The sequence below is a fragment of the Cupriavidus sp. GW823-FHT07B10 genome (assembly GCF_058794355.1).
In genome coordinates, this window is record NZ_JBXAGS010000024.1 from 39943 (window position 1) to 57984 (window position 18042).

Consider the following 18042-nt stretch of genomic DNA (forward strand, 5'->3'; position numbering starts at 1 on the left):
GGCGTCACGCAGTGTTATGCACGCACTTTTGATTCTATATCGGATCAAAAATGGCGTGGCGTCTCCCGTTGGGAAAAGGCCAAGGCAAACATGGGCGGGGACAGGGATTCCTCTCAAAAGGGCACCTGTCCCGCGCGCAAGGAAGCTGCCTGAAACGCCGCTTCTTCCCCGCGCAAGTAGGGTTGCGCCCGTGTCGCGCAAACGCCAACACCGCGCCCGCGCCGGCTTTACAAAAAGTGACCCCGGCGGCAAACTGCCCCGATCCGGGGACGTGGGTCCGTCCGCCCCCGCCTGCGTGGCATCCGCCACCGCCTAACCGCACCGCACAGCGCACCTGCCATGACACTCGGTCTTGCCCTGGCCCAGAGCCGGCGTATCGCGCCCGCCCTGCTTGCTCAGCTGGAGCAGGCCGCGCGTGAAAAGCAGTCGCAGCTGATCGACGAGATCGTCGGCAGCGGCACCATGAGCGCGCACGACCTGGCGCTGTTTGCCGCGGACAAATACCAGCTGCCGCTGCTGGACCTGGCCCAGTACAACCTGAACAAGGTGCCGCCGGCACTGGCCGGCAACCGTGAATTCCACGCGCACCGGCTGCTGCCGCTGGGCCGGCGCGAGAACCGGCTGGTGCTGGCGATGTCCGACCCGTCCAACCAGGCCGGGCTGGATGCGATCAAGGAAAAGTACAAGCTGCCGGTCGAAGCGGTGGTGGTCGAGCACGACAAGCTGATGAAGCACGTGCGCTCCGCCGGCGAGGCCCTGGGCACGCTGAAGAACATCTCGCCGGTGCAGGCCGAGCGCAAGATGATCGAATACGATCCGGTGGCCGCGGCCGGCAACCAGCGCAACCGCACCACCGCCGACAATATCGACGACGCCCCGGTGGTGCGCTTCCTGCAGAAGCTGCTGACCGAGGCCTTCCATCGCGGCGCGTCCGACCTGCACTTCGAGCCGTTCGAGACTTTCTACCGCGTCCGCTTCCGCGTGGACGGGGTGCTGCAGGAGGTCGCGCGCCCACCGCTGGATATCCGCGACAAGATCGCCACCCGCATCAAGGTGCTGTCGCGCCTGGATATTTCTGAAAAGCGCGTGCCGCAGGACGGCCGCATGAAGCTGCTGATTGCCCTGCCCAAGGACAAGGACGCCAAGGAGACGGTCGAGCGGGCAGTGGATTTCCGCGTGTCGACGCTGCCGACGCTGTTCGGCGAGAAGATCGTGATGCGGATCCTGGAATCTTCGTCCGACAAACTCGACATCGACCAGCTCGGCTATGAGCCCGAGCAGAAGGCGCTGCTGCTGGACGTGATCAAGCGCCCCTATGGCATGGTGCTGGTGACCGGCCCCACCGGCAGCGGCAAGACGGTGTCGCTGTACACCTTCCTGAACCTGCTGAACCAGGGCGACATCAATATCTCCACCGCGGAAGACCCGGCCGAAATCCAGCTGCCCGGCATCAACCAGGTCAACGTCAACGACAAGGCGGGCCTGACCTTTGCCGCGGCCCTGCGTTCGTTCCTGCGGCAGGATCCGGACATCATCATGGTCGGCGAAATCCGCGACCTGGAAACCGCCGACATCTCGATCAAGGCCGCGCAGACCGGCCACCTGGTGTTGTCGACGCTGCACACCAACGATGCGCCGACCACGCTGACGCGGTTGATGAACATGGGCGTGGCGGCCTTCAATATTGCCTCGAGCGTACTGATGATCACCGCGCAGCGGCTGGCGCGGCGGCTGTGCACCTGCAAGCGCGAGGGCGAGATCCCGCGCGAGGCGCTGCTGGAGGCGGGCTTCCGCGAACAAGACCTGGACGGCAGCTGGCAGGCCTACCACCCGGTCGGCTGCGAGCGCTGCAACGGCACCGGCTACAAGGGCCGCTGCGGCATCTACCAGGTCATGCCGATCACCGAGGCCATGCAGGAGATCATCCTGACGCATGGAACGGCATTGCAGATCGCCGAGCAGGCGCGCAAGGACGGCGTGCTATCGTTGCGCGAAGCGGGGCTGCTGAAGGTGAGGCAGGGCGTCACGTCACTCGAAGAAGTGCTGGCGACTACGAATACTTAGGGAAGCAGGACAAACGTAAATACAAGACGCAGAACAAGCGTCATTTACATCGGGGGTCAATATCATGGCGACGCGTGCACCAGCGGCGGGCGCCCGGACGGCGGCACCGTCACGGGCGAAATCAGGGAAGGGGCGCAAGGCACCCACCCAGTACATCTTTGAGTGGGAAGGCAAGGACCGCAAGGGCAAGACCTTCACCGGCGAGCTGCGCGCCGAGAACCAGGCCGAGGTCACCGCCACGCTGCGCAAGCAGGGCCTGACCATCGTCAAGCTGAAGAAGCGCAAGGCCGCGCGCGGGCGCAAGATCACCGAGAAGGACATCGCCTACTTCACCCGGCAGCTGTCGACCATGCTCAAGGCCGGCATTCCGCTGCTGCAATCGATCGACATCATCGCGCGTGGTCACGTGAACCCCAACTTCACCCAGCTGCTGTCCGACATCCGCTTCGACATCGAGGCCGGCAGCAGCATGGCCGCGGCATTCCGGCGCCATCCGAAGTACTTCGATACGCTGTACTGCAACCTGATCGATGCCGGCGAACAGGGCGGTATCCTGGATTCGCTGCTGGAGCGCCTGTCGCTCTACATGGAAAAGACCATCGCGCTGAAAGGCCAGATCAAGTCGGCGATGATCTACCCGATCGCGGTGCTGACGGTGGCCTTTGCCGTGACCGTGATCCTGATGCTGTTCGTGATCCCGGCGTTCAAGGGCGTGTTCTCCAGCTTCGGCGCCAACCTGCCGGCGCCGACGCTGCTGGTGATCGCCATCTCGGACTTCTTTGTCCAGTACTGGTACCTGGTGATCGGGGCGCCGGTGGCCGGCATCTCCTTCTACCTGCGCGCGCTGAAGAAATCGGAGAAGGTGCAGCGCGCCACCGACCGCGCGCTGCTGAAGCTGCCGATCTTCGGCAGCCTGTTCCGCAAGGCCGTGATCGCGCGCTGGACCCGCACGCTGGCCACCATGTTCGCCGCCGGCACGCCGCTGGTGGAGTCAATGGAGTCCGTGGCCGGCGCGGCCGGCAACTGGGTCTACTACGACGCCACGCGCGAGATCGAGCAATCGGTGCGCATCGGCACCAGCCTGACCAACGCGATGCAGGCCACCCATGTGTTCGACAACATGGTGCTGCAGATGACGCAGATCGGTGAGGAGTCCGGCGCGCTGGACAACATGCTGCTGAAGGTGGCGGAGTTCTACGAGCGCGAGGTCGACGATGCCGTGGCCGCGATCTCCAGCCTGATCGAGCCGCTGATCATCGTGGTGCTGGGTGTGCTGATCGGCGGCATGGTGGTGGCGATGTACCTGCCGATCTTCAAGCTGGGACAGGTGGTGTAATCGATGTTGTCTTCGTGGTCTGCTTCCCCCTACCCTTCGTCGGCCTCCACCGGCGGCGCGCCGCTGGTGGAGGCACTGGCGGCGTTGCCGCCCGCCTTCCTGGTGGCGGCCGCCGCGCTGCTCGGGCTGGTGGTCGGCAGCTTCCTCAATGTGGTCATCCACCGGATGCCGCGCATGATGGAGCGCGACGAGGCCAACTATATCGCCGAGCTGCGCGGCGACCCGCTGCCCTACCCCGGCCGCTACAACCTGATGGTGCCGCGCTCGGCCTGCCCGCATTGCGGCCACGCGATTGCGCCGTGGGAGAACGTGCCGGTGCTGAGCTACCTGTTCCTGCGCGGGCGCTGCTCGGCGTGCCAGGCGCCGATCAGTGTGCGCTATCCGCTGGTCGAGCTGGCCTGTGGCGTGCTGAGCGCGCTGGCGGCGTGGCGCTTCGGCCCCGGCGGACAGGCCCTGGCCGCGCTGGTGCTGGTGTGGGCGCTGCTGGCGCTGACCATGATCGATGCCGATACGCAACTGCTGCCGGACCAGATCACCCTGCCGCTGTTGTGGCTGGGCCTGCTGCTGAACCTGGACGGCGTGTTCGTGGCGCTGCCCGACGCCGTGATCGGCGCGGCTGCCGGCTACCTGGTGCTGTGGACGGCCTACTGGCTGTTCCGGCTGGTGCGCGGCAAGGAAGGCATGGGCTTTGGCGACTTCAAGCTGATGGCGGCGCTGGGCGCCTGGCTCGGCTGGCAGGCGCTGCCGGCGCTGGTGCTGCTGTCGTCGGTGGTCGGCGTGCTGTTCGGGCTGGCCAATATCGCGCTGCGCCGGCAGGAACGCGACACGCCCTTCCCGTTCGGGCCCTTCATCGCGCTCGCCGGCGTGGTGGTGCTGCTGTTCGGCCCCGGCGTGCTGCCGCTGTTTGCATGGCCATGACGGTGTCCGACGATCTCCGCTGAAGCTGGTATCGTTGCGGCAACATCGTCAACAGAGCTTCACATGCTGGAAATCGGACTGACCGGCGGCATCGGCAGCGGCAAGACCCGCGTGGCCGACATGTTTGCCGCGCGCGGTGCCGCGATCATCGACACCGACCTGCTCGCGCACGAGATCACCGCCCCGGGCGGGCGCGCCATCCCGGCGCTGGTCGAGGCCTTCGGCCCGGCCTGCCTGCGTCCCGACGGCGCCATGGACCGCGACGCGATGCGCGCACTGGTGTTTGCCGACCCCGCAGCCAAGGCGCGGCTTGAAGCGATCACCCACCCGCTGATCCGTGCACTGACCACCGAGCGCGCCCACGCGATCCGCGATGCCGGCGACCATCCCTACCTGATCTACGTGGTGCCGCTGCTGGTGGAATCGGGCTCATGGCGCGAGCGCGTGGGCCGCGTGCTGGTGGTGGACTGCACCGAGGCCACCCAGGTAGCGCGCGTGATGTCGCGCAACGGCTTCAGCCGCGAGCAGGTGCAGGCCATCATGGCCAGACAGGCCACCCGCGCCGAGCGCCTGGCATGTGCCGACGACGTCATCGACAACGACGGTCCGGTGGAGGCGCTGGTGGACCAGGTCGACCGGCTCGACCGCTACTATCGTGAACTGTCGGCGGCGGCCAGGGTCCATCCATAACGCGCAACCCGGCGCGCCAGCGCATGGCATCATGCACGCGACATTGTCCTCGGCCCGTGTCTCGCATAGAATGCGCTGGAATATGCGGGGAAATCACCGCATACTGGCGGCAACCGCCCGCCATATATCGCCCCTTCCGGCATTTCCCGGGCCTCATTCTGCACCGGGCCGCTCCTGAAAGCGCCCGACGCCCTGCACGGACATTGCACTTGATTCTGTACGAATACCCTTTCAACGAACGCATCAGGACACTCCTGCGCCTGGAGGACCTGTTCGATCGGCTGGAATACTTTCTCGGCCAGGATCATGCCCACCAGCACCATGTCGCGCTGACCACGCTGTTCGAGATCATCGACGTCGCCGGCCGCGCCGACCTCAAGACCGACCTGATCAAGGAACTGGAACGCCAGCGCCAGGCACTGGCGCCGCTGCGCGCCAGCCCGCAGATCGACCAGGAGGCGCTGGACGCCGTCATCGGCGAGATCGAGCAAGGCATCGCCATGCTCAACCAGACCGTGGGCAAGGCCGGCCAGCTGCTGGCCGACAACGAGTGGCTGACCAGCATCCGCAGCCGCGCGATCATCCCCGGCGGCACCTGCGAGTTCGACCTGCCGGCCTACTATGCCTGGCAGCACCGCCCCGCCGAAGACCGCCGCGCCGATATCCTGAAGTGGGTACGTCCGCTGCTGTCGCTGCGCATGGGCACCACCATCGTGCTGCGCCTGCTGCGCGAAGCCGGCCAGAGCGGCAAGGTGATCGCCACCGGCGGCAGCTACCAGCAAATGCTGTCCGGACGCAGCTACCAGCTGATGCAGGTCTACCTGGATGACTCGCTGCTGGCCTTCATCCCCGAGATGAGCGCCAACAAGTACATGCTGTGGGTGCGCTTCACGCAGCAGGACGGCGACCTGCGCCCACGCTCGGTCGATGCGGATATCCCGTTCCTGCTGAAACTCTGCAATTTCTGAAGCCTGCGCTGAACGCTATGCCTGCTGTCGTCAAATGCCCCACCTGCGGCACCGAGGTGGCCTGGGTGCCCGACAACAAATTCCGCCCCTTCTGTTCCGAGCGCTGCAAGCAGATCGATCTCGGCGCCTGGGCGTCCGAGAAATACGTGATCGGCGGCAAGCCGGGCGAGACCTCCGCCGACCAGACTGAAGACGAGGACGACTGAAGCGCCCTCGCCTTCAGCGTCCCTCGCGGTTCAGTGCGCCGCCGCCAGCACGCGGCGGTGGAAGCCCACGCATACCAGCGCGAACACCGCCAGGCCCAGCCACTGCGCGGTCGCTTCAAACCCGGGCCCGGCCAGCGCCAGTGGCGCATCCCTGCCCGACAGGCCGATTACCGCGGCCAGCATCACGCCGACCAGGCTTTCCCCCACGATCAGGCCCGAGGCCAGCAGCGTGCCGCGCCGCTCGGCATGTTCCAGCGCCAGCTTGACGTCGTCGCCGCGCGCGCTGGCGCGGCGGCGCTCGCTGCGCAGCAGGAGCCACGACAGCACCGCGCCCACCACCAGCGCCGAGCTGATGGTCGGCGGCAGGTAGATGCCGATGCCCACCGCCAGCACCGGCAGCCGCGCCGCGCCGCGGCGGCGGCGCAGCACCTCGTCGATGGCGATCAGCACCACGCCCAGCCCGATGCCGATCAGGATCATGGTCCAGTTGAGCTGGCGGGTGAAGATGCCGGTGGCGATCGCGGTCATCAGCGTCGCCTGCGGCGCGGCCAGCGCCTGGTTGGGGTCCATGTCCGCACGCGGCAGCGCGCCGGCGAAGCCATAGGCGCTGTAGAGCAGGTCCAGCACCGGCGGAATCACCGCCGCGCCTACCGCGCAGCCGATCAGCAGCGCCACCTGCTGGCGCCACGGCGTGGCACCGACCAGCCAGCCGGTCTTCAGGTCCTGCAGGTTGTCGTTGGCGATCGAGGCGACCGCCACCACCGCCGAGGTGGTGAAGATCGCCAGCGCAATCGCGAAGTTTCTGCCCTCGGGCGTGGCCAGCAGCCCGTCGGCCTTGCCCGCCAGCAGGATCAGCAGCGACACCAGGATCACCGCGATGATGCCGATGCCCGAGATCGGGCTGGCCGACGAGCCCACCAGCCCGGCCATGTAGCCACACGCCGCCGCCACCAGGAAGCCGAAGATAAAGGCGAACACCACCGCGTAGATCACCAGGCGCCAGCGTGCGCCGCCATCGAGCGGCGCCGGCGCGAGGAACCAGGCGAATACCGTCACCAGCACCGCCAGCAGCCCCAGCATCACCAGCCCGATCCATCTGGCCGGCATGTCCTGCTGCGTGCGCGGCATCTTGCCCTGCCCCGCCGGCCCGCCCTGCAGCGCGCCGAACGAGGCGCGGATGCCGTACAGCATCGGCCCGGCCAGCGACAGCAGCGTCCAGATCGCGGCAATGCCGATGGTGCCGGCACCGATGAAGCGCGCCTGCTGGCTCCACACCATGGCGCCGAAGGCCGACAGCGTGGCGCCGTCCGGGCGCGGCGTGATGGCCGTCAGCCACGGCACCGCGACGCCCCAGGTCAGCACCAGCCCGAGCAGCATGGCCAGCCCGCCGACGATTCCGACCAGGTAGCCCGCGCCCACCAGCGCCAGCGAGAACCCCATCGACAGCCGCACCACCGAGGCCCCGGCCGACAGCCAGAAGTTGGCGCCCTCGGCCAGCAGGCGCAGCCCGCCGGCGGCAAAGCTGAACAGCCCCGCCACCAGGCCGCCGGCCATCAGGTCGACCAGGCCGGTCGCCTGGGGCTTCTGCCCCGGCGCGGCCTGGTCTGGCGCGGCGCTGCCCACGCGCAGGATTTCCGCCGCGGCCACGCCCTCCGGGTAGGGCAGCTCGCTCTGCACCACCATCGCGTGGCGCAGCGGGATGCTGAACAGCACGCCCAGCATGCCGCCGGCCGCGCAGATCGCCAGCGTCTGCCAGAACGGGAAGCCCTGCCAGTGGCCCAGCATGACCAGGCCCGGCAGGATAAAGATGATCGACGACAGGGTGCCCGCGGCCGAGGCCTGCGTCTGCACCATGTTGTTTTCCAGGATGTTGGCGCCGGGGAAGAGCCGCAGCACGGCCATCGAGATCACGGCCGCCGGGATCGCCGACGAGAAGGTCAGGCCGACCTTCAGGCCCAGGTAGATGTTGGAGGCGGTGAACACGACCGTGATCAGCGCACCGAGGATGATGCCGCGCAGGGTCAGTTCAGGCAGGGAAACGTCGTCGGCGATACGATCGACACGTAGCATGCAGGTTCCTTTCCTGTGGATCAGGGCCTGGTCAGGCCCTGGCGGCGCGCAAGCGGGCGCCGCGGCCGCTTGCCCGACAGCGGGAAGGCAGGGTCAGCCGTTGCCCGATTCCTCGGCCAGCCACTCCACCACGGGAATGGTGGCCGGCAGCAGCGGCCCCACCGTCACCGGCGTGCGCTGCCACGAGAAGGCCTGGCCTTCGCGGCCGACGGGGTCGCCCCGCCAGTCGGTGACCTTGCAGAAATACAGCCGCACATAGGCGTGCGGATAGTCATGTTCCAGAATGTGCCAACGCTCGCATTGCGTTACATCAAGGCCCAGCTCTTCATGGAGTTCTCTGGCCAGTGCTGCCTCCACCGACTCACCGGGCTCCAGCTTGCCGCCGGGGAATTCCCAATAGCCCTCGTAGGGCTTGCCGGCCGGGCGCTGCGCCAGCAGGAAGCGTCCGTCGGGCTGCACCAGCACGCCGACCGCCACCTCAGTCACCTTGCGCGGCGGGTTGGCGCCGGTCTGCGCGGGGTTCTGCGTGGCCGCGCTCATGCCTTGGCGTCTCCGGCGACATCGGCAATATAGGGCTTGCCATGCTTGCCGCCCCAATCGCGCGCAAACTGCCAGGCCACGCGGCCCGAGCGCGAGCCGCGCTCCAGCGCCCACACCAGCGCGTCACCGCGCGCCGCGGCGATGTCCTCGTCGGTACAGCCAAAGTGCCTGAGCCAGTGGCCGACAATGGCCAGATATTCGTCCTGCTTGGGCGGGTAGAACGACAGCCACAGCCCGAAGCGCTCGGACAGCGAGATCTTCTCTTCCACCACTTCGCCGGGATGGATCTCGCCATCGTCGGTGTGGCGGTAGGTCTCGTTGTCCTTCATGTACTCCGGCAGCAGGTGCCGGCGGTTGGAGGTGGCGTAGATCAGCACGTTGTCCGACTGCGCCGCCACCGAGCCGTCCAGCGCCGACTTGAGCGACTTGTAGCCCGACTCGCCCTCTTCGAACGACAGGTCGTCGCAGAAGATCACGAAGCGCTCGGGGCGCTGCGCAACCAGCTCGACGATATCGCCGAGGTCGCCCAGGTCATCCTTGTCCACCTCAACCAGCCGCAGCCCGTCCCTGACGAAGGCATTGAGGCAGGCCTTGATCAGCGACGACTTGCCGGTGCCGCGCGCGCCGGTCAGCAGCACATTGTTGGCCGGCAGCTTGCTCACGAACTGGCGCGTGTTGGCGACGATGGCATCCTTCTGGCGCTCGATGTTCTTCAGGTCGTCCAGGTGGATCGGCGGCAGCTGGCGCACCGGCTGCAGGTAGCCGATATTGCCGAACAGGCTCTGCCGCTTGCGCCAGCGGAACGCCACGGCCTCCTGCCAGTCGGCGTCGCTCAGTTGCGGCGGCAGCCATTGTTCGAGTCGGGCAAGGAAGTTGTCGAGGCGGGCGGCGAGGTCAGACATGGCAGGGGCGCGCTAGGGGCGCGGTATCGGCTGGCAGGGGAATCGATGCCCTTCCCGCATGCACGGGAAGGACGGAAAGCTCAGGAGCGGTAGTCGGCGTTGATCGACACGTAATCGTGCGACAGGTCGCAGGTCCAGACCGTCGCTTCGGCCTTGCCGCGGCCGAGCGCGATGCGCACGGTGATCTCGGCCTGCTTCATCACGCGCTGGCCGTCTTCCTCGCGGTAGTCGGGGTTGCGGCCGCCGTCGCGGGCCACCCAGACATCGTCCAGCCACAGGTTGACGCGGCCGACGTCGAGGTCATCGACGCCGGCGTAGCCGACCGCGGCCAGGATGCGGCCCAGGTTGGGGTCCGACGCATAGAACGCGGTCTTGACCAGCGGCGAATGCGCCACCGCATAGGCGATCTGGCGGCACTCGGCCACGTCCTTGCCGCCTTCGACGCGGATGGTCATCAGCTTGGTGGCGCCTTCGCCGTCGCGCACGATCATCTGCGCCAGTTCCTGCGCCAGCGCGGTCACCGCGTCGCGCAGCGCCTCGAAGGCCGGGCCTTCGGCGCGCTCGACCACGGCGCCGGACTTGCCCGTGGCGATCAGCACGAACGAGTCGTTGGTCGAGGTATCGCCGTCGATGGTGATGCTGTTGAACGAATGGTCGGCGGCGTAGGAGACCAGCGCCTGCAGCACCGGCTGGGCCACGGCGGCGTCCATGGCGATAAAGCCGAGCATGGTCGCCATGTTCGGGCGGATCATGCCGGCGCCCTTGCTGATGCCCGACAGCGTCACGGTCTTGCCGTCGATCTGCACCGTGCGCGACGCGGCCTTGGGCTGCGTGTCGGTGGTCATGATGGCTTCGGCGGCGGCCAGCCAGTTGTCCGGCTTCGCGTTGGCGATGGCGGCGGGCAGGCCGGCCACCAGGCGGTCGACCGGCAGCGGCTCCAGGATCACGCCGGTCGAGAACGGCAGCACCTGCTCGGCGGCGATGCCCAGTTGCGCTGCCAGCGCGTCGCAGCTGGCGCGGGCACTGGCCAGGCCCGGTTCGCCGGTGCCGGCGTTGGCATTGCCGGTGTTGACCACCAGCGCGCGGATGCCCTTGCCAGCGGCCAGGTGCTCGCGGCAGACCTGCACCGGCGCCGCGCAGAAGCGGTTGCTGGTGAAGACGCCGGCCACGGTGCTGCCTTCGGCCACGCGCACCACCAGCACGTCCTTGCGGTTGGCCTTGCGGATGCCCGCCTCGGCCCAGCCCAGCTCCACGCCGGCGACGGATTTCAGGTTCTCTGCCTGGGGCAGCGGAAGATTGACGGGCATGTGGACTCCTCGTTCCTGCTTGCGTTATCTGCTTGCGGCTTCTGCTCGCAACTTGCTTGTCATCAGACGAACATGCCCGCGGAGGGCGGGCATGTCGTTTCCTTGCGCGTCACTCCCCAGACAGCGGGAACGACGTCATGCCGGGTACCCGGCCGGGCTCAGTTCAGCTGAGCCTGCCGTGGCACTGCTTGAACTTCTTGCCCGAGCCGCACGGGCACGGATCGTTGCGGCCGACCTTGGGCATGCCCGCCAGCGCCAGCTCGGCGGCGGCCATGGCCGCACCGGTGCGCGGCGACGGCGCTTCCTCGACCGGCTCGCGCCCTTCGGCGAACTCGTCGTGCTTGTACTGGATGTTCTCCAGGTGCGACAGGCCTTCCTCGATCTCTTCCGAAGCCTGCTCCAGCTCTTCCGGCGACTGGATCTGCACGTTGAAGGTCACGCGCGTGACTTCGTTCTTGATCAGGTCCAGCAGGCGCGCGAACAGCTCGAACGACTCGCGCTTGTATTCCTGCTTGGGATCCTTCTGCGCATAGCCGCGCAGGTGGATGCCCTGGCGCAGGTGGTCCAGCGCGGCCAGGTGCTCGCGCCAGTGCGTGTCGATGCTCTGCAGCATGACCGAGCGCTCGAAGCCGGCGAACGACTCGCGGCCGACCATCGCGACCTTGCCATCGTAGCGCTCCGCGGCCGCCTTCATGATCAGGTTGAGCAGCTCTTCGTCCTCGATGCTCTGCGCGCCCTCGATGGTCTGCGCCAGCGGCACTTCCAGGCCCCAGTCCTCGCGCAGGCGCGTTTCCAGGCCGGAGATGTTCCACTGCTCTTCCATGGTGTCGGCCGGCACGTGGTCGCGGAACAGCTCAACCAGCACGCTCTCGCGCAGGTTGGTCACCATGTCGCCGACATCCTGGGCTTCCAGCACGTCGTTGCGCAGCTTGTAGATTTCCTTGCGCTGGTCGTTGGCGACGTCGTCGTACTGCAGCAGCTGCTTGCGGATGTCGAAGTTGCGGCCTTCGACCTTGCGCTGCGCCGATTCGATCGAGCGCGTGACGATGCCGGCTTCGATCGGCTCGCCCTCGGGCATCTTCAGGCGTTCCATGATGGCGCGCACGCGGTCGCCGGCGAAGATGCGCAGCAGCTGGTCGTCCAGCGACAGGTAGAAGCGCGACGAACCCGGGTCGCCCTGGCGGCCGGCACGGCCGCGCAGCTGGTTGTCGATACGGCGCGACTCATGGCGCTCGGTGCCGACGATATGCAGGCCGCCGGCGGCCTTGACCTGCTCGTGCAGCGAATGCCACTCATCCTCGAGCTGCTTGATGCGTGCGGCCTTCTCGGCGTCGGACAGGTTCGGGTCCGCCTCGATAAAGCCGGATTGCTTCTCCACATTGCCGCCCAGCACGATGTCGGTACCGCGGCCGGCCATGTTGGTGGCAATGGTGATCATCTTGGGGCGGCCGGCCTGGGCCACGATCTCGGCTTCGCGCGCGTGCTGCTTGGCGTTGAGCACCTGGTGCGGCAGTTGCTCGCGATCGAGCAGGCCCGACAGGTATTCCGAGGTCTCGATCGAGGTGGTGCCCACCAGCACCGGCTGGCCACGCTCGTAGCAGTCGCGGATATCGCGCACCACGGCGTCGTAGCGCTCCTTGCCGGTCTTGTAGATCTGGTCCTGCTGGTCCTTGCGCTGGGCCGGGCGGTTGGTCGGGATCACCACCACTTCCAGGCCGTAGATCTCCTGGAACTCATACGCTTCGGTGTCAGCCGTGCCGGTCATGCCGGCCAGCTTGTTGTACATGCGGAAGTAGTTCTGGAAGGTGATCGTCGCCAGCGTCTGGTTCTCTTGCTGGACGGTGACGCCTTCCTTGGCCTCAACGGCCTGGTGCAGGCCGTCGGACCAGCGGCGGCCGGTCATCAGGCGGCCGGTGAACTCGTCGACGATCACGACTTCGTCGTTCTGCACCACGTAGTGCTGGTCGCGATGGAACAGGCTGTGCGCGCGCAGGGCGGCGTACAGGTGGTGCATCAGCGTGATGTTCTGCGGCGCGTAGAGCGACTCGCCCTCGCCGATCAGGCCTTGCTGCGACAGGATCTCTTCGGCCTTCTCGTGGCCGGCTTCGGTCAGGTAGACCTGGTGGCCCTTCTCGTCGACGTAGTAGTCGCCCGGCTTCTCGACGCCGGTGCCGTCGGCCTTCTCTTCACCGATCTGGCGCTCGAGCAGCTTGGGGATGCCGTTCATGCGCTGGTACAGGTCGGTCTGGTTCTCGGCCTGGCCGGAGATGATCAGCGGGGTGCGGGCCTCGTCGATCAGGATCGAGTCCACTTCATCGACGATGGCGTAGTTGAGCGGGCGCTGCACGCGTTGCGACGGGTCGTAGACCATGTTGTCGCGCAGGTAGTCGAAGCCGAACTCGTTGTTGGTGCCGTAGGTGATGTCCGAGTTGTACGCCGCCTGCTTGGCGTCGTGCGGCATCTGCGACAGGTTCACGCCCACCGACAGGCCCAGGAAGTTGTACAGCCGGCCCATCCACTCGGCATCGCGCTGCGCCAGGTAGTCGTTGACGGTCACCACGTGCACGCCCTGGCCGGTGATGGCATTCAGGTACACGGCCAGCGTCGCGGTCAGCGTCTTGCCTTCGCCGGTGCGCATTTCGGCGATCTTGTTGTCGTTCAGCACCATGCCGCCGATCAGCTGCACGTCGAAGTGGCGCATCTTCATGACACGCTTGCTGGCCTCGCGGCAGACGGCGAAGGCCTCGGGCAGCAGCGCCTCGAGCGATTCGCCGCCGGCGTGGCGCTGCCGGAAGGTCTCCGTCATGCCGCGCAGTTCGTCGTCCGAGAGCTGCTCGAACTTCGGCTCCAGCGCATTGATCTGCGCCACCGTGCGGCGGTATTGTTTGATCAGCCGCTCATTGCGGCTGCCGAAGACTTTCTTGAGAAGGCCGGTGATCATCGATTGCTTTCACCTGCGCGGAACCGGGCGGCACCCCAGGGATGCGGGCTGCTCCGGCGGCCGGGCGAGGAATGGATAGATTGGCGCAAAACGCCGAGTTTATCATGTGCCGGGGTCACGGCCGGAACGCGCCTGGCCCCGTCCCGCAAGGGCAGGCAAGCCTGCCGGATGTCGGCCACGCGTGTGGTCCGCAGATTGCCCGCGTGATTGCCCGTGCGCCCATTGGCCACAGTTTGGGGCGGCCGCCGCAGCTTCAATCCACAGTCGGGCAAGGCGGCCAGCGCGCCCCTTGCTAGAATGCATGCATGCGCCGCTTCACCCATCACGCCCTGCAGACCCCCGCCGCCAAGCCGCTCAACGACTGGCTGGCCAAGGCCGGCCCGGTTTCGACGCTGATGCAGACCGCGCGCCAGCTGTCGGTGCTCGAGGCCGAGGTGCTGGCACTGCTGCCCGCCGGCATGCGCGACGGCCTGGCCGTGGCCGGGGTCAAGCGTGACGCCACCGACCCGAACGCCCAGGTGCTGCTGTTGCTGGCCGCGCACGGCGCCGCCGCTGCCCGCGTGCGCCAGGTAGTGCCGACGCTGCTGGCACGGCTGCAGCAGCGCGGCTCGCATATCACCGCGATCCGGGTGCGGGTGCAGCCGGAGGTGTCGCGCCACGCGGACTGGGAAGTGGAGCCCGTGCAACGCCAGCGCACCGGTGGCCGCATGACGCCCACGGGACTCGCCAATCTGGACCAGCTGGCGCGCAGCCTGCCGGATTCGCCGCTGCGCGACGCGCTCAATACGCTGCTCGCCCATCACCGCTAGCCCGTTGCCGAACACGAAAAAGCCGACCCTCGGGTCGGCTTTTTTCTGCGCCAGTTCGCCAGGATCAGGCAAACGCCGGCTGCGCCTGCGGCAGGAACGCGACCGGGGCTTCCTCGACGCGGTCGAAGGTGACCAGTTCGTAGGCTTCCTGGTCGGCCAGCAGCGCGCGCAGCAGCTGGTTGTTCAGGCCGTGGCCCGACTTGTTCGCCACATAGGCGCCGATCAGCGGGTGGCCCACCACATACAGGTCGCCGATCGCATCCAGGATCTTGTGGCGCACGAACTCGTCGCCGTAGCGCAGCTCTTCATTGTTGAGCATGCGGTGCTCGTCCAGCACGATCGCGTTGTCCAGGCTGCCGCCGCGCGCCAGGCCCATCTCGCGCAGGGCTTCCACCTCGTGCGCAAAGCCGAAGGTGCGGGCGCGGGCAATCTCGCGCACGTAGCTGGTGTCGGCAAAGTCGATCGAGAAAGTCTGGCCGGTCTTGTCGACCGCCGGGTGGCGGAAGTCGATGGTGAACGACAGCTTGAAGCCGAAGAACGGCTCCAGCCGCGCCAGCTTGTCGCCCTCGCGCACTTCCACCGCTTTCTTGACGCGGATAAAGGTCTTCAGCGCGTTCTGCTCTTCAATGCCGGCCGACTGCAGCAGGAACACGAAGGACGCGGCGCTGCCGTCCATGATCGGGATTTCCTCGGCGTCGACATCGACATAGAGGTTGTCGATGCCCAGGCCCGCACAGGCCGACATCAGGTGCTCGACGGTCGAAACGCGCGCGCCATCCTTCTGCAGCACCGATGCCAGGCGCGTGTCGCCGATGGCCGACGCGGCCACGGGAATCTCGACGGCCTCGGGCAGGTCGACGCGGGTAAAGACGATGCCGGTGTCCGCCGGCGCGGGACGCAGGGTCAACGTGACCTTGCGTCCCGAGTGCAGGCCGATGCCAACGGTCTTTACCAGGGATTTGATGGTGCGCTGTTTGAGCATGACAGCCTCAACTATTATAAAAATCTATCGAGCAGCTTTTCTGATTAAGGGATTTTACCACCACCTCAGGGGCGCTGCAGCCGGGTTTTGTTTCCGGCTGTTAACATCCCCTTAACAAGTTGCGTATTATCCACGTTTACCCGGATGACTGTGTCAGCCACGCAACGCCGCCAGCACTGCTTCGGCGCTGCTGACGCGGAATTCGCCCGGTGCCTCGACGTCGAGCCGGGTGACGACGCCGTCGTCGATCACCATCGCGTAGCGCTTGGAGCGCACGCCCATGCCGCGCGCGCCCAGGTCCTGGTCCAGGCCCAGCGCGCGGGTCCACTCGGCGCTGCCGTCGGCCATCATGCGCACCGTGCCGCCAGTCTGCTGTTCACGGCCCCAGGCGCCCATCACGAAGGCGTCGTTGACCGACACGCACCAGACCTCGTCGACGCCGGCCTCGCGCAGCGCCGCGGCGTGCTGCACAAAGCCCGGCACATGCTTGGCCGAGCAGGTCGGCGTAAAAGCGCCGGGCAGGCCGAACACCACGATCTTGCGGCCGCGGACCAGGTCCGCCACCTTGAAGGCATTGGGGCCGAGCGCACAGCCGTTGCCTTCGGTCTCGAAGAATTCCTGCAGCGTGGCGTCGGGGACGCGGGAACCGACAGTGATCATGAGTCGTGGTCCTTCTGGGTTTTCTGAAGAATAGTCCGGATGCCGGGGCGCAGACGCCCGCACTCAGTCAGACGGGCAATCTCAAGATCATAGGCGCCTTGCCCGCATCGCCAAAGCCGGGTCACATCCGGTGACATCCGGCGCGGATCCGATACACCTTGCTACAAAGACGTCCGCGCGGCGCACCTCTTGGGTGCGCCGCGCGGACGCTGATACATCCCGACCGGGAAGGCGGGAAACCAGTCCGGGGAGGCGGCCAGCGGCACGCCAGTCCCGGCGGGATGCGGGTGAAGCTCAGTCCGGCGCAGGCGCGGCGCCGCCAGCAGCCCGGCGGTTCACGTCAGTCCATGCAAGGCACGCGCGGATGGGGAGCGCACGTGCATCGCGACAAGGCGACGCGTTCCGTCAGGCGGCCGGTGGAGGCACCGATGCCGCGCCAGGCAGGGCTCAGTCTGCCTGCTTGCGCAGGAAGGCCGGGATGTCGTACGTATCCACACCCTTTTCCTGCAGCGCCGCCACGTGAGCCGACGCCGACTCACGCGAGCTGCGCCACACTGCCGGCGTATCCAGGTTGCTGTAGTCCGGCGAGCTGTGCGTGGCCGCGGCGGCGGTCATGTTGGCCATCATCTGCACCGGCATGTTGTCCGTGCCGGTCTTGAGCAGGGTCATCGGCTGTTGCTTCTTGGCCGAGCGGCCCAGGCCCGTGGCCACCACCGTCACGCGCAGCGCATCGCTCATCGAGTCATCGTACACCGTACCGAAGATCACGGTCGCATCTTCCGCCGCGTAGCTGCGGATGGTGTTCATGACTTCCTTGGTTTCCGACAGCTTCAGCGAACGGCTGGCGGTGATGTTGACCAGCACGCCGCGCGCGCCGGACAGGTCAACGCCTTCCAGCAGCGGGCTGGCAACGGCCTGCTCGGCTGCCAGGCGGGCGCGGTCCACGCCCGACACGGTGGCCGTCCCCATCATGGCCTTGCCCTGCTCGCCCATCACCGTCTTCACGTCTTCGAAGTCGACGTTCACCAGGCCGTCAACGTTGATGATCTCGGCAATGCCGGCCACCGCGTTGTGCAGCACGTCGTCGGCGCACTGGAAGCACTTGTCCATCTCGGCGTCGTCGCCCATCACTTCGAACAGCTTCTCGTTGAGTACCACGATCAGCGAGTCGACGCTTGATTCCAGCTCGCTGGAACCGTGTTCGGCCACCTTGGCGCGGCGCGCGCCTTCGAAGTCGAACGGCTTGCTGACCACGCCCACGGTCAGGATGCCCATCTCCTTGGCCACTTGCGCGACGATCGGCGCGGCGCCCGTGCCGGTGCCGCCGCCCATGCCGGCAGTGATGAAGACCATGTGCGCGCCGCGCAGGGAGTCGGCGATCTGATCACGGGCCGATTCGGCGCAGTTGCGGCCGACTTCCGGCTTGGCGCCAGCGCCCAGGCCCGTATTGCCAAGTTGCAGCACGCGCGAAGCGCTCGAACGCTTGAGCGCCTGGGCATCGGTGTTCATGCAGATGAATTCGACGCCTTGCACGCCGCGGCTGATCATGTGCTGCACGGCGTTACCGCCCGCACCGCCCACGCCGACCACCTTGATGATGGTGCCGTCCTGCACTTCCGTTTCGATCATGTCAAAGTCCATCACTGCCT

15 protein-coding genes are annotated in these 18042 nt (G+C 67.0%); 7 read left to right on the forward strand and 8 right to left on the reverse strand.

The features are described 5' to 3' along the window. The first annotated feature begins 339 nt into the window (after nucleotides 1-339). The 6 genes from pilB (at nucleotide 340) to AC1Q6V_RS31335 (ending at nucleotide 6182) form a co-directional block, all read left to right on the forward strand. Nucleotides 340-2064, forward strand: coding sequence for a type IV-A pilus assembly ATPase PilB (gene pilB, locus AC1Q6V_RS31310; protein WP_011616081.1), 1725 nt, complete (start codon nucleotides 340-342; stop codon nucleotides 2062-2064). 64 nt (nucleotides 2065-2128) lie between these two features. Beyond that, nucleotides 2129-3400, forward strand: coding sequence for a type II secretion system F family protein (locus tag AC1Q6V_RS31315; RefSeq protein WP_011616082.1), 1272 nt, complete (start codon nucleotides 2129-2131; stop codon nucleotides 3398-3400). A gap of 3 nt (nucleotides 3401-3403) precedes the next feature. After that, nucleotides 3404-4318 (forward strand): prepilin peptidase, encoded by a 915-nt coding sequence (locus AC1Q6V_RS31320; protein ID WP_454749911.1) that lies wholly within the window; start codon nucleotides 3404-3406, stop codon nucleotides 4316-4318. A gap of 63 nt (nucleotides 4319-4381) precedes the next feature. Next, nucleotides 4382-5008: a dephospho-CoA kinase gene (coaE, locus tag AC1Q6V_RS31325; protein WP_010814753.1), complete on the forward strand. Its 627-nt coding sequence runs from the start codon at nucleotides 4382-4384 to the stop codon at nucleotides 5006-5008. 209 nt (nucleotides 5009-5217) lie between these two features. Further along, the gene (gene zapD, locus AC1Q6V_RS31330) at nucleotides 5218-5976 is read left to right on the forward strand and encodes a cell division protein ZapD (protein ID WP_010814754.1); all 759 of its coding nucleotides are present in this window, start codon (nucleotides 5218-5220) and stop codon (nucleotides 5974-5976) included. 17 nt (nucleotides 5977-5993) lie between these two features. Beyond that, the gene (locus AC1Q6V_RS31335) at nucleotides 5994-6182 is read left to right on the forward strand and encodes a DNA gyrase inhibitor YacG (protein ID WP_010814755.1); all 189 of its coding nucleotides are present in this window, start codon (nucleotides 5994-5996) and stop codon (nucleotides 6180-6182) included. 30 nt (nucleotides 6183-6212) lie between these two features. Here AC1Q6V_RS31335 and AC1Q6V_RS31340 read toward each other — a convergent pair whose 3' ends face one another. The 5 genes from AC1Q6V_RS31340 to secA form a co-directional block, all read right to left on the reverse strand. After that, the gene (locus AC1Q6V_RS31340; protein WP_454749912.1) at nucleotides 6213-8252 is read right to left on the reverse strand and encodes an OPT family oligopeptide transporter; all 2040 of its coding nucleotides are present in this window, start codon (nucleotides 8250-8252) and stop codon (nucleotides 6213-6215) included. Between the two features lie 93 nt (nucleotides 8253-8345). After that, nucleotides 8346-8792 (reverse strand): NUDIX domain-containing protein, encoded by a 447-nt coding sequence (locus AC1Q6V_RS31345; RefSeq protein ID WP_011616085.1) that lies wholly within the window; start codon nucleotides 8790-8792, stop codon nucleotides 8346-8348. Continuing rightward, nucleotides 8789-9694, reverse strand: coding sequence for an ATP-binding protein (locus AC1Q6V_RS31350; RefSeq protein ID WP_010814758.1), 906 nt, complete (start codon nucleotides 9692-9694; stop codon nucleotides 8789-8791). Before AC1Q6V_RS31350 ends, AC1Q6V_RS31345 begins: the two co-directional genes overlap by 4 nt. 80 nt (nucleotides 9695-9774) lie before the next feature. Next, the gene (gene argJ, locus AC1Q6V_RS31355; RefSeq protein ID WP_011616086.1) at nucleotides 9775-11001 is read right to left on the reverse strand and encodes a bifunctional glutamate N-acetyltransferase/amino-acid acetyltransferase ArgJ; all 1227 of its coding nucleotides are present in this window, start codon (nucleotides 10999-11001) and stop codon (nucleotides 9775-9777) included. 163 nt (nucleotides 11002-11164) lie between these two features. Next, on the reverse strand, nucleotides 11165-13942 hold the full coding sequence (gene secA / locus AC1Q6V_RS31360; protein WP_010814760.1) for a preprotein translocase subunit SecA: 2778 nt from the start codon (nucleotides 13940-13942) through the stop codon (nucleotides 11165-11167). A 305-nt stretch (nucleotides 13943-14247) separates the two neighbouring features. On the opposite strand from secA, the gene AC1Q6V_RS31365 reads away from it, so the two are divergent. Next, a complete protein-coding gene (locus AC1Q6V_RS31365; RefSeq protein ID WP_010814761.1) occupies nucleotides 14248-14751 on the forward strand; it encodes a hypothetical protein in 504 nt (167 codons plus the stop codon). 64 nt (nucleotides 14752-14815) lie between these two features. Here AC1Q6V_RS31365 and lpxC read toward each other — a convergent pair whose 3' ends face one another. The 3 genes from lpxC to ftsZ all read right to left on the reverse strand — a co-directional run bounded on the left by lpxC (nucleotide 14816) and on the right by ftsZ (nucleotide 18034). Continuing rightward, nucleotides 14816-15733 (reverse strand): UDP-3-O-acyl-N-acetylglucosamine deacetylase, encoded by a 918-nt coding sequence (gene lpxC / locus AC1Q6V_RS31370; protein WP_010814762.1) that lies wholly within the window; start codon nucleotides 15731-15733, stop codon nucleotides 14816-14818. Between the two features lie 153 nt (nucleotides 15734-15886). Further along, nucleotides 15887-16393 (reverse strand): peroxiredoxin, encoded by a 507-nt coding sequence (locus tag AC1Q6V_RS31375; protein ID WP_010814763.1) that lies wholly within the window; start codon nucleotides 16391-16393, stop codon nucleotides 15887-15889. A gap of 447 nt (nucleotides 16394-16840) precedes the next feature. Further along, nucleotides 16841-18034 carry a cell division protein FtsZ gene (gene ftsZ / locus AC1Q6V_RS31380; protein WP_010814764.1) on the reverse strand — a complete coding sequence of 398 codons (1194 nt, stop codon included), beginning with the start codon at nucleotides 18032-18034 and terminating at the stop codon, nucleotides 16841-16843. Nucleotides 18035-18042: the final 8 nt, after the last annotated feature.